The following is a 14,327-nucleotide window of genomic DNA, read 5'->3' as shown; positions in this document are numbered from 1 at the left end:
ACCGGATGAAATCCTCCCGCCTTACAACATATATATTTATTACTGTACTGTGCCTCACAGTTACCAGTTCTTTGGGCGCAGAAGGTGGGGCTACGGGCAGTGAAGCCGTTGATGAATTAGCACCTTACTTTCGCATGTTGTGGGGATTATGCATTGTCCTGGGAGTCATGCTGGTCTTATACGGATTATTCAAGAAACGCTTCAATATTTTGGCGGGTCGGTCAGGTGATATTATCCGGATCAAAGAGATTAAACCGGTCATGCCCAAAAAATCACTCTGCCTGGTGGAGGTCCGAGGAAAGGAATACCTGCTTGGCATCGGCAATGAATCGATAACCCTGCTTGCCAATATTGACGATCCGAAAAAAGGCTCTTTCCAGGACGTTCTTGAGCAATCCGAAAGTTACATACCATGAACGCCCCAACTCCCATACGACATCTCCAGGTCGCACCCTTTCTCTTTTTTCTTGGATGCTCTATTTTCCTTATCCCGGATAACGTTTTTGCTGTTGGTCTGCCAACAATAACCTTTGGTGTTGAAGACGCGGAATCCCCTCAACAGGTTTCCACAGCCCTGCAGGTACTCTTTGTTCTCACCATTCTCTCAGTAACTCCTGCCATCGTCCTGATGACCACCTGTTTTACCAGGATTGTAATTGTGCTTGGTTTCCTGCGGCAGGCAATGGGCACCCAGAACATGCCGCCTACCCAAATTATTCTTGGCCTTTCGCTGTTTCTATCTTTTTTTATAATGTCTCCCACACTTAACAGGATGAATGAAACAGCTTTTCAACCTTATATAAACGAGGAGATTAATCAGGCAGAGGCCTTTGAAAGGGCGATCATCCCCATGCGTGAATTCATGTTTAGCCAGGTGAATGAAGAATCGCTGGCGTTGCTTGCAGACCTTACCCTGGACAGTGAGCCATACGATCAGGAAGACATACCCACCATGACGCTCATACCTGCCTTTATGCTCTCGGAATTGAAACGTGCGTTCCAGATGGGTTTCATGATCTACATCCCCTTTCTGGTAATAGACATGATTGTTGCATCCATCCTCATGTCTATGGGTATGATGATGCTGCCGCCTGTCATCATTTCCATGCCATTTAAGCTCTTGTTATTTGTGTTGGTGGACGGCTGGAACCTTATTGTAAGCTCATTGGTTAGGAGCTTTGGTCTATAACCCAAAGAGGCTTGTCATGACTCCGGATATGGCTATTAACGTCTGCAGAAAAGCAATTCAGACCCTACTCATGATAGCAGGTCCAATGCTGCTTGTCGGAATGGCTATCGGTTTGATCGTTTCAACCTTCCAGGCAGCAACGCAGATCAACGAACAGACCCTCACCTTTATCCCTAAAATTGTTGCTGTTTTTCTCACGCTTCTTTTTTTCGGCCCTTGGTTCATTCGTATTATTTCCGCCTTCACCATCGGAATATTCGAGACATTAGCGACCCTCTAAGGCTATTGTGGATATTCAACTTATCCCGATCGAACAGTTTCAGTCCTTTCTTGTCATCCTTGCCAGGGTAGCAGGTTTTATTGGTGCCATACCCGTTTTTTCTTCCTCCTCCGCTCCGATACGCATTCGGGTTGGTCTTGTGTTTATGACAGCTATGGTGCTGTTCCCCGTCATGTCCCTGGACGTTCCTGCTATTAGTTTTTCTCCCGCACCATTCATTCTCTTTCTTATTAATGAAATATTGCTCGGTACACTTATCGGGCTCTGTGCACGACTCATTTTTACAGCAGTTGAGTATGGTGCAACAGTCATCGGATTTCAAATGGGCTTTGCAGCAGCCAATGTTTTCGACCCAAGCAACGAACGGCAGATTGCCCTGCTGTCACAGTTTCAGAATGTTTTTGCTATTTTCATTTTTCTGGCCATAGATGGTCACCACATGTTTTTCCGCTTGGCTGTGAAATCTTACGAGCTGCTGCCACCCGGCAAATTAAACCTCTCCGGTGAAGCTGTCCCATATCTCATGGACCTTACTGCCAGGATGTTTTCACTCGGTGTTCAATTCAGCGCACCTGTTCTGGTGGTTCTCCTCCTTTCCGGCCTCATTCTTGGTGTTCTCTCCAGGGTTTTCCCGCAACTTAATGTTTTTATGCTCTCCATTCCCATAAACATGGGCACGGCCTTTATAGTCATTGCTTTGACTATGGATTTCGCCTCGGCTATATTGAGACGGGAATTTGACGCACTCCTTGATACTTTGATAAATATGCTTGCCTATCTCAACATTTAGCTCACGTAGGCATAGCTGTTTTTGGATTAATTCTTGCAGGGATTTAGCGCAATACGAGAATCAACCCACCCACAAAATCTCATTAATGACCACGTATGGCTGAAGAATCCCCCACAGGTGGAGAACGCACTGAAGCACCATCCGCGAAACGACGGGATGATTTTAGAAAGAAAGGCCAGGTCGCCCAATCAAAAGAGGTGCAAACTGCAGCCATATTCACTATTGGCCTTTTATTCTGGATATTTTACATGCCGGTATTCTGGCGTGGCCTCACCAATCTCCTGAAATCATTCTTTCAGAGAATTAATGAATTTGAGGCCAACTCCGCAGCTGTAATAACCTTGGCCTGGTTTATCGTTCAAAATGCTTTCCTGCTCCTTGCTCCTCTTTTTCTCACCGTCCTTATAGTTGGCTTCTTTTCGACATTTTTTCAGGTAGGCTGGAATTTCACCACCCAACCGATTGTTCCTGATATTAAGAAATTCGACCCTATAAAGGGTATGGGACGACTTTTTTCTACCCGTTCACTTGTTGAACTCATTAAATCAATAGCCAAGGTTGCCCTTATCGCCTGGATCGCCTATTCGACCCTCATCGGGAAATTTGACGAAGCACTTATCCTCGTTGACACCTCGGTTGGTGCAGCTGTTACTTTTCTTGGAAAAACAGCGGCTCTCATCATGGCGAAGATCTGTGCCATAATGATCTTTCTCGCTTTTATCGATTTTCTTTATGTTCGATGGGAGATGGAAGAAAAAATGAAAATGACCAAACAGGAGGTCAAAGAAGAACATAAAGAGATGGAGGGTGATCCACACGTCAAGGCACAGATTCGTTCTATCCAGCAAGAAATGGCGCGTAAACGCATGATGGCAGAAGTCCCTGAGGCTGATGTTGTGGTCACCAACCCGACACATATTTCAGTCGCCCTCAAATATTCTTCTGATGAGATGGACGCGCCCATGGTGGTCGCTAAAGGTTCTGACCTGGTAGCACTCAGAATACGTGAAATAGCCAGGGAAAATGACGTTCCAATTGTCGAAAACCCGCCTGTGGCGCGATTATTGCATGAAATTGACATGGGAACGTCTATTCCCGATGAATTATTCAGGGCTGTTGCCGAAATATTGGCACACGTATACTCTCTTAAAGGAAGCAGGCAGTAATGGAAATAGCTCGACCACAGGATCTTTTTAACAGGCAACGGATACAGGAACTCTTGGCTCGCAGTGATGTTATTGCATCTTTCGGACTGGTGTCGATCCTGATGATCATGATCATCCCCCTGCCCTCGCTTGTGCTTGATATGTTTCTGGCAACCAATATCACACTCGCACTGCTGATCCTCATTATCAGCCTCTACACGGTGAAAGCTGTAGAGTTTTCCATATTCCCCGCCGTTCTTCTTACCACAACCCTCTTCCGACTCTCGCTCAACGTTGCTTCAACAAGGCTCATTCTGCTGCACGGAGACGAAGGACCACAGGCTGCCGGTTCTGTTATCCAGTCTTTCGGGCAATTTGTTGTAGGTGGGAACTACGTGGTCGGTATCGTTGTTTTCGCTATCCTGGTGTTAATCAATTTCATGGTCATCACCAAAGGTGCCGGTCGTGTTGCAGAAGTTGCTGCCCGCTTCACCCTGGACGCCATGCCCGGTAAGCAGATGGCTATCGATGCAGACCTCAACGCCGGGCTAATCGACGAACAGGAAGCACGCCGCAGACGTGAAGAGATATCATCCGAGGCTGCCTTTCACGGCGCCATGGACGGTGCATCCAAATTCGTCAAGGGAGATGCTATTGCCGGCATCATCATCACCCTGATCAATATAGGTGCCGGATTTATTATTGGTGTTCTGCAAAAAGGGATGCCTATGGCGGAAGCTGCAGCCAACTATACAATCCTCACCGTTGGAGACGGCCTTGTTGGCCAGATACCTGCGCTTATTATCTCTACTGCTGCCGGTCTGCTGGTAACACGCTCAACCGGCGACAAGGATTTCGGTAGTGACATAAAGGCACAATTCTCAAAGAATTCTGTCGCCATGTGGGTAGTTTCCTCCATCCTTCTCATGTTTGCCTTTATTCCGGGAATGCCTTTTTTCCCTTTCCTGCTGCTTGCGGTCTCACTTGGCCTTCTGGCCTTTATGCTTGATAAAAGAGACCGTAAAGCCGCGGCAGAAGTTGAGGAGGAAATCATACCTGAGGAGCCACTTACCAGGGAAGAAAATTATGAGGAGATGCTGCATGTGGACATGCTGCAACTTGAGGTCGGTTATGGCCTTATCCCCTTTGTTGATTCAGCACAGGATGGAGAGTTACTTAACCGCATCCAGTCTATTCGTAAGCAGTTTGCCCTCAACAACGGCTTTATCGTCCCCCCGGTCCACATCAAGGATAACCTGCAGTTAACACCCAACCAGTACACTTTCGCCTTAAAAGGCGTCATCATCGCCATAGCTGAAATGCTTCCTGGCCATTATATGGCCATGGATCCGGGTATGGTAACCGAAACCATTCAGGGCGTTGCCACGACAGAACCCGCCTTTGGGCTGCCTGCCATCTGGATTACAGAAGACAAAAAGGACAGGGCACAGCTGGCCGGTTACACAGTTGTCGATTGCACCACGGTTATGGCCACCCATATCAGCGAATTAATTAAACAGCATGCCCATGAACTCATTGGTCGACAGGAGGTTCAGGGTCTGCTCGACAATCTCGGGAGCCAATATCCGAAACTGGTTGAGGAGCTGGTGCCCACCGTACTTTCACTTGGCACCATCATGCGGGTTCTTCACAACCTGCTGAAAGAAGGTATCTCGATAAGGGACCTTCGTACCATCCTTGAAACCATGGCTGACTGGGCGCCCCTTACACAGGACACAGACATTCTGACAGAATATGTTCGGCACGCGCTGGCCCGGTCCATATCCTCGCAACTGGCAATCGATGACACCATACCAATTATCACCCTGTCCAAGGAAGCTGAAGATGCTGTTCAAAACAGCGTCAAACATCGCGACACCGGCAGTTACCTGGCGATAGATCCATCAATCGCCCAGCAGATCCTCGATTCCATCGGCCAGGCCATACCTCTCTTTGAGGGTGGGACCCGACCGGCCATCCTGGTAGCCCCCCAGATCCGACCACATGTACGCAGTTTGACCGAAAGATATTATCCTGCACTTACTGTGCTTTCCCATAACGAGATAACCCCGAACCTCAAGGTTCGCTCACTCGGAACGGTAACGATCGATGCAAGTTAGAGTATTTGAAGCAGATGACATGACTTCAGGCTTACGGCTGGTTCGAAAAGAATTGGGACCTGATGCACTTATTCTCTCTACCAAGACTGTCAAGAACGGTAAGCTCGGCCTTCTCGGCAAAGCAACCATCGAAATTACCGCCGCGATTGATCGTTCCTGGCCTGACGAAAACAACTTAATAGAGAAGCTTGAGTCGGTATCACCCAAAAAACATAAAAGAATTAATCATACTGTAGACGATACAATCGACTTACAATATCAGGACAAACCTTCTAACAATGATCAATCAGCCAGGAAGGAGATCCGACCAATGCCCACTCCTCCAACTGCTCAGGATACCAATAAAGAAGATGTGCTTCGTTCAGAAGTTGATGAGTTGAAACAACTTGTCCATCAGCTAGCCGGACACATCGCAGAACCTCAAGGTAAACAAGCACCGCAAAAACCTGAAGAGACACAACTGCAAACATCCTCACCGACCAAGCCAGATCAACCTGAACCCAAACCTCCAGAAACCGGGACAAAACCATTATCGACTGCTGAACCACGTGTTCATAATAGCCCTGCTAAAACGACGACCACAAGCGAGGCATTACGACAAAAGCTCGGTGTGGTCAACTCAACTAGAGAACCGATTCTCCATATCCTCCATCAATTCGGGATTGAAGGCGAGCCAGCTGTTGTTATAGCTGATTATGCAAAAGAGAATATGAGCAGCCAGGACCTTAAAAAACCAGACCAGATACGACGATTTCTAGCCCTATCCATTGAGGGATTGATAGATGTTGTACCTCCGGATTTTGAGAACTCAGATGGCCAGAAGAGAATAGCGCTCATCGGACCCACAGGTGTCGGTAAAACAACAACCCTTGCAAAACTTGCGGCCCTTTACCTGGCTAATCACTCCAGCTCTATTGCCCTCATTACCATTGACACCTACCGAATCGCCGCAGTTGAACAGCTGAAGGTGTACGGTGAAATAATGCGATTACCTGTGGACGTCGTGATATCGCCAGAACAACTCGAAAAGGCATTACATAGACACAGAGACAAAGAATTGATCCTCATTGATACAGCCGGAAGGAGCCCGAAAGACAATTTCAGCATCAAAGAGCTCTCTCTCTTTTTACATCCCGAACTCAACATTGAAAAACACCTGGTACTCTCAGCCGGGACCCGTGAAAGTGAACTCCTCGACACTATCGATAGATTTGACAGGATCGGGATCGACAAAACAATATTCACCAAGGTGGATGAATGTTCACAAAACGGGATCATCCTGAACGTCCAGACCAGAAACAAGGCTCCGCTCTCCTATATCACCAACGGACAACGTGTTCCTGAAGACCTGCTGCAAATAAACAATAAGTCTGTTGCCGAATTAATCATGACCAGCGACGAAGGTACCTCCAATGAATAACTCACACCGTCCTGAATCAGATCAGGCTAAAACCCTTCGAAACCTGAATAACAGCCACCAGCCAACAACAATTCCCGACTATCAGGATCGGATTACCTGTGTTTATTCTGTTACCAGCGGCAAAGGCGGGGTAGGAAAAACAGCCGTAACTGCCAACCTTGCATACTCACTCGCCAATCTTGGCAAACGGGTACTTATTCTTGATGCCGATCTAGGGCTTGCCAACATCGATGTGGTCTTTGGCCTTACACCAAATTACAATCTCAATCATTTTTTTTCGGGAGAACAGCAACTCGATGATATACTGGTTGAAGGACCGTTAGGAATAAAGATCCTGCCAGCCGGATCAGGCGTTCAAAATTTCATTCGTCTGGACGGACACCAGAAGATGCGGTTACTCGATGCCTTAGGTGCCATGCACGATACTTTTGATTACGTATTGATAGACACCGAGGCTGGAATATCTGAAAATGTGACCTATTTTAATACAGCTGCCCAGGAAATCCTGGTTGTAACAACACCCGAACCAACGGCCATAACCGATGCCTATGCACTTATGAAACTCTTGTCGACAACCTATCATGAAAAGCATTTCAACCTGGTCGTCAACCAGATTGAGACAGAAGATGACGCACTTGATGTATATAAAAAACTTACTATGGTTGCTAACAGATATCTCGACATCTCCATCGATTTTTTTGGATCGATCCCCCGCGATCGACAGATGATTGACGCTATCCGGAAGCAAAGGGTTATCACAGAATTTCTGCCAAACTCGAAGATCAGCTCATCCTTTGGCAGGCTCGCCAACAGGATCTGCCTGGAACCGGTACACAGTCCTCCCAAGGGAAACCTGCAATTCTTTTGGAACAGGCTACTTAATCTCGGCGGTTAAGATAAAATATGCTGTATAAACAACCTCCATACGGTGATGACATATCACAACTGATCCGTGACAATCTCCATCTCGTCGATATCCTTGTCGGGCGCATGGTGACCCAGGTTCCCTCTTTCATGAATCGTGATGACATGAAAAGCGCTGGAATGCTGGGGCTTCTGGATGCAGCAAACAAGTTTGATCCTTCAAAAAACATCCTGTTCAAAACTTTTGCCGAACATCGTATTCGTGGCGCTATCCTTGATGAGATGCGAAAGCTCGACTGGTTTTCCCGCTCCCTGCGCGACAAACAAAACCGAATTGGCCGAACCATCTCTTCCCTTGAAAACAAGCTTGGACGTGATCCGGAAGAACATGAAATCGCCGCAGCCATGGAACTTACGATTGACCAATACCACTCACTACTTGGCGAAGTGAGCCACCTTGGTTGTGTGAGTTTAAACGAGACGCTCGACCATTCTGATGGAGGTCGATCGTTTCTGGATTCACTCACAGAAAACGATAAATCCCGCCTTCCGGGTTTCCGGCTTGAAGCCGCCGAATTAACGAAGGTTCTGGCACGGATATTGGAAGAATTATCAGAGAAAGAACGCCTGGTCGTGTCCCTTTATTACTACGAGGAGCTCACGCAGAAAGAAATCGCCGATATTCTAGCGGTCTCTGAAGGACGAATCTCCCAGCTACACAGTCAGGCACTGATAAAATTAAAGACCAAGGTCCAGAACCGATTGTGACACCTCAAGGGTTCTGCCGACGCCGTGGTCGAAGAAGGAGCCCCGTATGCCAGCCAGGAATTTCATAACCGGACAAGCGAACCTATCTCTCTTTCTTTCACCAGAATTTTACAAACCCACACTTACTATCCTGGCTCTTATCCTGGTACTGTGTCTCATTTTCCTATTCAGACGTAAAAACAATAGATTGTCAGCAAAACTGCTTTCGACGGAAACAAACCTGCTCAATACGCAACAGGAGCTTTTGGAATTACGTCAAAAGCTCGATTCAACTCTCGAATTTCAAAAAAGCCTGCACGAGGCAGAAATTACCACACGATTACAACAACCGCGTCTTGAGGTGCAACACGCAAACTCATCGGTTAAGGCTCCCGAAAGGTACCACTATATAAAATCACTATCAGAAAAAGGAATGGGGGCTGAAGAGATTGCTAATATTCTCTCTATCTCAGCCCACGAAGCGAGTCAGCTTGTCACTCTTTCACGACTCGTCGCCTCACCGTCATAATATTGACAAAGAGATTAAAAACGAACTGAAACAGCTTAAGAAAAACATACTTTCGGCCGATCTATAATAGACCAAATGATTCGTTACAGTAGGCCGCTTACCAGATGATTGGGACAAATAGCTGCTGACAGGTTGGATATGGCAATTCACCTGCTACTTTTCGCTCTATTGCAAATTCTGGTTTTTTCAAGGGAGTAAACACTAAATGGTATCCGGAAAATACAGTGCACTTGCCGGGGCAATTTCACGGGAACAGTCAATTAACAATATCGCCGCAAACCTTGCCAATGTTAATACAACAGGCTACAAACGATCTCTGGTCAGCTTTGAATCACTCCTGAATGGTGAAAGGCAAACCAAGGAAGCAAGCGGGATCAACTACAGCCGTGTACGCCAGAATTACACAGACTTTAGTGAGGGAGCCCTGCGCCCCACCGAAAACCCGTACGATATGGCTATTCAGGGCGAAGGTTTTTTCAAGGTACAGGGACCTGAAGGCCCGCTGTATACCCGGCGTGGAGATTTTCTTGTCGACCAGGAAGGCAACCTTCGGACCACTGATGGATTACCTGTCCTTGATGATGGCAATGGAGAAATCACCATCCCGAATACAGACATCGGAGAGGTCGCTGTCTCTGACGAAGGTGGCATCTATATACTGACTCCTGACGGCAACAGGGCCGAGGTCGCCCAACTGGCCGTTGTGGGTGTCAACGATACGTCACAATTAAAACGACGGCAGGATACTACCTTTGAACTACTACCTGGCGGTGAAGAAACTGAAGTAGAAAATTATAGTATCGTCCAGGGTAGTTTGGAGGTCTCCAACGTCAACATGACTGATGAAATGGCTAAAATGATAAACAGCTACCGAACATTTGAAACATATCACAAGGTGCTCAAAAGCTATTCAACCTTGGGAGAAGAACAAAACGATTTAGGAACCATCAGCTAGAATTTATTTCCATTACTACGGAATTCGGCACCTTCTCCTGAACTGATCTCCTCTACAACAGGGAGGATGATACGCAGCTTCAGGAGGTAAAAGGAACATTTAAAACGAGACAATTTTTCATTACTCGAGGCGCATTATGAAATTGAGACCGCAGGCCTATATGAATACGCTGAGGATTTCGTTTCATAATGCAACAAAGAATAAAGGAAAAAGATCCGTTTCCCAGCCATCAAGGAAAACTAAAAAATGATTAGATCACTCTGGACCGGCACTACCGGCATGCATGGGCAACAGTTGAATATCGATGTTATCGCCAACAACCTCGCCAACGTGTCTACCACCGGATTCAAAAAATCGAAAACCGATTTCCAGGATCTCTTGTACCAAACCATGAAGGTACCCGGAGCTCAGACCTCTGCCGACACCGAATCTCCAACCGGTATCCAGATTGGTTTGGGTGTAAAACCAGCAGCCGTCTCAAAGGTTTTCACCCAGGGTGATCTCATTTTGACCGAAAACGTGCTTGATGTCGCCATTGAAGGCGAGGGGTTTCTGCAAATTGAAACACCCAACGGCAACACTACCTATACCCGTTCCGGCGCTCTGAAACGTGACGGCGACGGCAGAATAACAAATTCTGACGGGTATCCGCTTATCCCGGAAATCACGATCCCCGACGGTTCCAGGGAAGATACACTGACCATCAGTGAAACAGGTATTGTCAGTGTTGTTATCGGAGACGATGAAGCGGCAACGGAACTCGGCAATATAGAGCTGGCCATTTTCACCAATAATGCAGGTCTCAAAGCGATAGGCAAAAACCTTTTCCAGGAAACAGAATCATCTGGTGTTGCTGCTACCGGCAACCCTGGTGACGATGGATACGGTCAACTTCTGCAGACCTATCTTGAAGGTTCCAATGTCAACATTGTCGAGGAACTCGCGAATATGATCACCACGCAGAGGGCATACGAGATCAACTCAAAGACTATACAGACATCGGATGAAATGATGCAAACGACCAACCAACTCATTTAAGCATTGATTGATATGATACGTCACCTCTTCCTCATACTGGTGTTTTTTGCACTCACCCAGTCTGCGCATGCATTGATCGTCGAATTTAAACCATCGGCCGAAGTGCGTGACGTATCAGTTACTTTAGGCGATATAGTTGACTTCGACTCTGAGAACGACCTGTCACGGGCACTGGCCAGTCAAATTGTAGGTCAATCTCCCCCACCGGGGGAATCGACGTCTATTTCCTCCAGAAATGTTATCCAGGCACTTGTTCCTGAACTTGCACCGGGAACTGACATCGTATGGGAAGGTTCTGCCACTGTTAACGTCACCCGTTCAAGTATCAGGATCACACCGAGCAAAATTAGTCAAATTATTGACGACTATTTACGTGAGAACAGCCATAAACTCCCGGATGCTGAAATTCGTTTTATTGCCAAATCCCTGCCGTTGCCATTTCTGTTGCCCAAAGGTGAACTCAGCTGGGAAATTTTCCCTTCGGACCCGAATATTGTCGGTTCAAAACGTTTTTCTCTGATATTCAGGGTAGACGGCAGGGTCAGGAAAAACATGTCGGTTCGCGGCGAACTCGAAATGCTTGCCTCTGTTGCGATTACAACATCTCCGTTAAAAAAAGGAACTGTACTTTCTACAGCAAACCTGACGATGGCCACCCAAGATATCAGTTCAATGAAATCGCCATGTTTTGATATTTCTCAGGTTCAGGGGAAAATAATTAACAGGTCCATAAAAAGTGGTAAACCTCTTTCTCTTAGCAATGTGGTTTTCCCTCCCATGATATTGAAAGGACAATTGGTACGAATGGTGGTTAATCATAACAGTATGCACCTGACCGCAACCGGAATCGCCCGAAGTAATGGGAAGCTTGATGACACAATCCGCGTCCAGAATGTTAATTCCAAGAAAACCGTTTACTGCCGTGTCGCTGCACCTGGCCTGGTGGAGGTAACTCTCTGATATGAAGTATACTAAATATTTTTTAATAGTTTTTCTGTCTTCGATGCTACTGACATCATGTTCCTACAAGGAACCGCAGATCGTAGAAATACCGGAACCGCTTGAGGATGATGTAACACTACTGGAAAGTGAACGGAGCCCCGGTTCTTTATGGAGTAATGAAAACACCTCGATTTTTGCCGATCACAAGGCGAAAACCGTCGGCGATATCGTGACTGTTATCATCTCTGAAGAGTCAAGTGCATCGAAAAACGCCTCAACTTCGACTGACCGCACGACGTCCATGAGTGCATCCATCCCAAACCTGTTCGGACTTGAAAACTCAAAATGGCTTGCTGATGACACTAACATTGACCTCGAGAACCTGGTGTCGGCTGATTTTGATAATAGCTTCGACGGGGAAGGGGCGACCGCACGGAGCGGTACCTTCACCGCATCCCTTGCCACCCAGGTGATAGAAAGATACGGCAACGGCAACCTGAAGATACGTGGCGGCAAGGAAGTCATGGTCAACAATGAGGTTCAGATTATCTACCTTACGGGCATAGTTCGACCAACCGACATTACGGCCGCCAATACAATACCTTCAACAAAGGTACTCAACGCGCGTATTAGCTACACGGGCCAGGGAGCTATTGCGGACAAACAGAAACCTGGCTGGCTCATGCGCACACTTGATGGAGTATGGCCGTTCTGATATCGGATACCATTTATTATGAGATACACAAAAGATAATACTCTGCCACAAATCACAAGACCCTGGATTTTGTTTCTTGTCATACTGGGTTTTATGTTCTTTTGCTTCACTACCGCCCATGCAGCCAGGATCAAGGATATTGCCTCCCTGCAGGGGGTAAGGAATAACCAATTGATTGGTTATGGCCTTGTCACCGGCCTGAACGGCACCGGTGATGACATGAAAAAATCGAGATTTACCCTGCAGGGCGTCTATAATATGATGGTCCGCAATGGTATTACGGTAAACCCCGACGATATAGAGGACATAAAGGTGAAAAATGTGGCAGCAGTTATGGTTATTAGTCAATTGCCGCCATTTGCCAAACCGGGTTCCACTATTGATGTTCAGGTTTCATCTCTTGGGGACGCCAAAAGCCTTGCCGGAGGCACCTTGCTCATGACTCCCTTACATGGCGCAGACAACAATGTCTACGCGGTAGCCCAGGGCCCACTCACCATTGGAGCATTCTCATTTGGCGGCAAGGCAGCCAGAGCCCAGAAGAACCATCCTACGGCAGGGAATATTTCCGGTGGGGCGATTGTTGAAAACAGCGTGCCCTTCGAACTCGGCGAGAACGGCACACTGCTCTATCAGCTCAACAATGCCGATTTTACCACCGCTACCAATATGGCCGATAAAATTAACAGCCGTTTCGGTGTGATGACAGCACAGCCCATGGATTCAGGGTCCGTGCAAGTCAATATCCCGTCACAGATGCAGAACTCTCTTGTAGAGTTTATTTCGGCAATCGAATCTCTCGACGTCAAAGCCGACTCCACCGCCAGGGTGGTCGTGAACGAACGCACAGGAACTATCGTTATGGGAAAAGACGTCAAACTTTCCACCGTTGCCGTCTCACATGGCAATCTCAGCCTGGTAATAAAGGAGGATTCGGATGTGTACCAACCAAACCCTCTTGCAGAAGGCGATACGGTAATTACACCGAACACCAATATCACGGTTGCTGAAGATGATGGACAGTTAGTGGTTCTCGATGTGCAGGAAAGTGTGACCATAGGTGAAATTGCTTCAGCACTGAACGCTATCGGCGCTACCCCTCGTGACCTGATAGCTATTTTTCAGGCCATAAAGGCAGCAGGTTCGATGCATGGCGAACTAATTATCCTTTAAAGGACAAATTATGAACAATACAATAGATCCCAGAACTGTCCTCAGCCATTCCCTGGGCAATGCCAATAACCCCAGCCAGAAAAAAACCAAGGATCTTGAATCGCTGCGTGAGTCAAGCCGCCAGTTTGAAACTATTTTTGTGATGGAAATGTACAAGGCGATGCGAAAAGCCGTCCCGGAAGGCGGGCTTTTTGAAAAAAGTGTCGCTACCGATACGTTTCAGGAAATGTTTGATATGGAGATTGCCAAACAGACCGCAGCCGGCCCAGGAATGGGTATTGGTGAAGCCATGTACCGACAGATGGCAACACATATCGAGGCAAAAAAACACACTGGCGAATAATAAGACCCGGCAGTTGGGGTCAGGCTTAAGCCTGACCCCGGTCCCTTCCCCTCATCCCCTCTTCCCCTCTTCCCCCC

General features: G+C 47.2%; 16 protein-coding genes. All 16 read left to right on the top strand.

Features of this window, described 5'->3' with window-relative positions; genetic code table 11:
• The first annotated feature begins 5 nt into the window (after positions 1 to 5).
• A complete protein-coding gene (locus GA520_RS08545; RefSeq protein ID WP_163339255.1) occupies positions 6 to 416 on the top strand; it encodes a flagellar biosynthetic protein FliO in 411 nt (136 codons plus the stop codon).
• Positions 413 to 1,189, top strand: coding sequence for a flagellar type III secretion system pore protein FliP (gene fliP, locus GA520_RS08540; RefSeq protein ID WP_163339256.1), 777 nt, complete (start codon positions 413 to 415; stop codon positions 1,187 to 1,189). The genes GA520_RS08545 and fliP overlap by 4 nt, the downstream gene beginning before the upstream one ends.
• Before the next feature lie 16 nt (positions 1,190 to 1,205).
• Positions 1,206 to 1,469 carry a flagellar biosynthesis protein FliQ gene (fliQ, locus tag GA520_RS08535; protein WP_163339257.1) on the top strand — a complete coding sequence of 88 codons (264 nt, stop codon included), beginning with the start codon at positions 1,206 to 1,208 and terminating at the stop codon, positions 1,467 to 1,469.
• Between the two features lie 7 nt (positions 1,470 to 1,476).
• Positions 1,477 to 2,259 (top strand): flagellar biosynthetic protein FliR, encoded by a 783-nt coding sequence (fliR, locus tag GA520_RS08530; RefSeq protein ID WP_163339258.1) that lies wholly within the window; start codon positions 1,477 to 1,479, stop codon positions 2,257 to 2,259.
• 95 nt (positions 2,260 to 2,354) lie between these two features.
• Complete coding sequence (flhB, locus tag GA520_RS08525) at positions 2,355 to 3,425, top strand: flagellar biosynthesis protein FlhB (RefSeq protein WP_163339259.1); 1,071 nt, start codon at positions 2,355 to 2,357, stop codon at positions 3,423 to 3,425.
• Positions 3,425 to 5,524 carry a flagellar biosynthesis protein FlhA gene (flhA, locus tag GA520_RS08520; protein WP_163339260.1) on the top strand — a complete coding sequence of 700 codons (2,100 nt, stop codon included), beginning with the start codon at positions 3,425 to 3,427 and terminating at the stop codon, positions 5,522 to 5,524. The genes flhB and flhA overlap by 1 nt, the downstream gene beginning before the upstream one ends.
• 19 nt (positions 5,525 to 5,543) lie before the next feature.
• Positions 5,544 to 6,944 (top strand): hypothetical protein, encoded by a 1,401-nt coding sequence (locus tag GA520_RS08515; protein WP_304511310.1) that lies wholly within the window; start codon positions 5,544 to 5,546, stop codon positions 6,942 to 6,944.
• Positions 6,937 to 7,839 carry a MinD/ParA family protein gene (locus tag GA520_RS08510; RefSeq protein WP_163339262.1) on the top strand — a complete coding sequence of 301 codons (903 nt, stop codon included), beginning with the start codon at positions 6,937 to 6,939 and terminating at the stop codon, positions 7,837 to 7,839. Before GA520_RS08515 ends, GA520_RS08510 begins: the two co-directional genes overlap by 8 nt.
• Positions 7,840 to 7,847: 8 nt before the next feature.
• A complete protein-coding gene (locus tag GA520_RS08505; protein ID WP_163339263.1) occupies positions 7,848 to 8,576 on the top strand; it encodes a FliA/WhiG family RNA polymerase sigma factor in 729 nt (242 codons plus the stop codon).
• A gap of 46 nt (positions 8,577 to 8,622) precedes the next feature.
• Positions 8,623 to 9,084, top strand: coding sequence for a hypothetical protein (locus GA520_RS08500; RefSeq protein WP_163339264.1), 462 nt, complete (start codon positions 8,623 to 8,625; stop codon positions 9,082 to 9,084).
• Positions 9,085 to 9,289: 205 nt separating this feature from the next.
• On the top strand, positions 9,290 to 10,039 hold the full coding sequence (flgF, locus tag GA520_RS08495) for a flagellar basal-body rod protein FlgF (protein WP_163339265.1): 750 nt from the start codon (positions 9,290 to 9,292) through the stop codon (positions 10,037 to 10,039).
• 246 nt (positions 10,040 to 10,285) lie between these two features.
• Entirely contained in the window at positions 10,286 to 11,077 is a 792-nt protein-coding gene (gene flgG, locus GA520_RS08490) for a flagellar basal-body rod protein FlgG (protein ID WP_163339266.1), read from the top strand.
• Positions 11,078 to 11,089: 12 nt separating this feature from the next.
• Entirely contained in the window at positions 11,090 to 12,037 is a 948-nt protein-coding gene (flgA, locus tag GA520_RS08485) for a flagellar basal body P-ring formation chaperone FlgA (RefSeq protein WP_163339267.1), read from the top strand.
• Position 12,038: 1 nt separating this feature from the next.
• Positions 12,039 to 12,734, top strand: a complete 696-nt coding sequence (locus tag GA520_RS08480) for a flagellar basal body L-ring protein FlgH (RefSeq protein ID WP_163339268.1) — start codon at positions 12,039 to 12,041, stop codon at positions 12,732 to 12,734.
• Positions 12,735 to 12,785: 51 nt separating this feature from the next.
• Positions 12,786 to 13,907, top strand: coding sequence for a flagellar basal body P-ring protein FlgI (locus GA520_RS08475; RefSeq protein WP_370362792.1), 1,122 nt, complete (start codon positions 12,786 to 12,788; stop codon positions 13,905 to 13,907).
• 10 nt (positions 13,908 to 13,917) lie between these two features.
• Positions 13,918 to 14,250 (top strand): rod-binding protein, encoded by a 333-nt coding sequence (locus GA520_RS08470; RefSeq protein WP_163339270.1) that lies wholly within the window; start codon positions 13,918 to 13,920, stop codon positions 14,248 to 14,250.
• Positions 14,251 to 14,327 lie beyond the last annotated feature (77 nt).

The sequence above is a fragment of the Desulfopila sp. IMCC35008 genome (genome assembly GCF_010646885.2).
In the GTDB taxonomy this organism is placed as follows: Bacteria; Desulfobacterota; Desulfobulbia; order Desulfobulbales; family Desulfocapsaceae; genus Desulfopila.
The sequence above is the reverse complement of the archived record's forward strand: the minus strand, read 5'-3'. Positions and strand labels throughout refer to the sequence as shown.

Coding starts and splice junctions, on each gene's coding strand:
- GA520_RS08480 (WP_163339268.1), top strand. CDS start 12,039: ATGAAGTATACTAAATATTTTTTAATAGTTTTTCTGTCTTCGATGCTA.
- GA520_RS08505 (WP_163339263.1), top strand. CDS start 7,848: ATGCTGTATAAACAACCTCCATACGGTGATGACATATCACAACTGATC.
- flhB (WP_163339259.1), top strand. CDS start 2,355: ATGGCTGAAGAATCCCCCACAGGTGGAGAACGCACTGAAGCACCATCC.
- flhA (WP_163339260.1), top strand. CDS start 3,425: ATGGAAATAGCTCGACCACAGGATCTTTTTAACAGGCAACGGATACAG.
- fliQ (WP_163339257.1), top strand. CDS start 1,206: ATGACTCCGGATATGGCTATTAACGTCTGCAGAAAAGCAATTCAGACC.
- flgG (WP_163339266.1), top strand. CDS start 10,286: ATGATTAGATCACTCTGGACCGGCACTACCGGCATGCATGGGCAACAG.
- GA520_RS08510 (WP_163339262.1), top strand. CDS start 6,937: ATGAATAACTCACACCGTCCTGAATCAGATCAGGCTAAAACCCTTCGA.
- GA520_RS08545 (WP_163339255.1), top strand. CDS start 6: ATGAAATCCTCCCGCCTTACAACATATATATTTATTACTGTACTGTGC.
- flgA (WP_163339267.1), top strand. CDS start 11,090: ATGATACGTCACCTCTTCCTCATACTGGTGTTTTTTGCACTCACCCAG.
- GA520_RS08470 (WP_163339270.1), top strand. CDS start 13,918: ATGAACAATACAATAGATCCCAGAACTGTCCTCAGCCATTCCCTGGGC.
- GA520_RS08500 (WP_163339264.1), top strand. CDS start 8,623: ATGCCAGCCAGGAATTTCATAACCGGACAAGCGAACCTATCTCTCTTT.
- flgF (WP_163339265.1), top strand. CDS start 9,290: ATGGTATCCGGAAAATACAGTGCACTTGCCGGGGCAATTTCACGGGAA.
- GA520_RS08515 (WP_304511310.1), top strand. CDS start 5,544: ATGACTTCAGGCTTACGGCTGGTTCGAAAAGAATTGGGACCTGATGCA.
- fliP (WP_163339256.1), top strand. CDS start 413: ATGAACGCCCCAACTCCCATACGACATCTCCAGGTCGCACCCTTTCTC.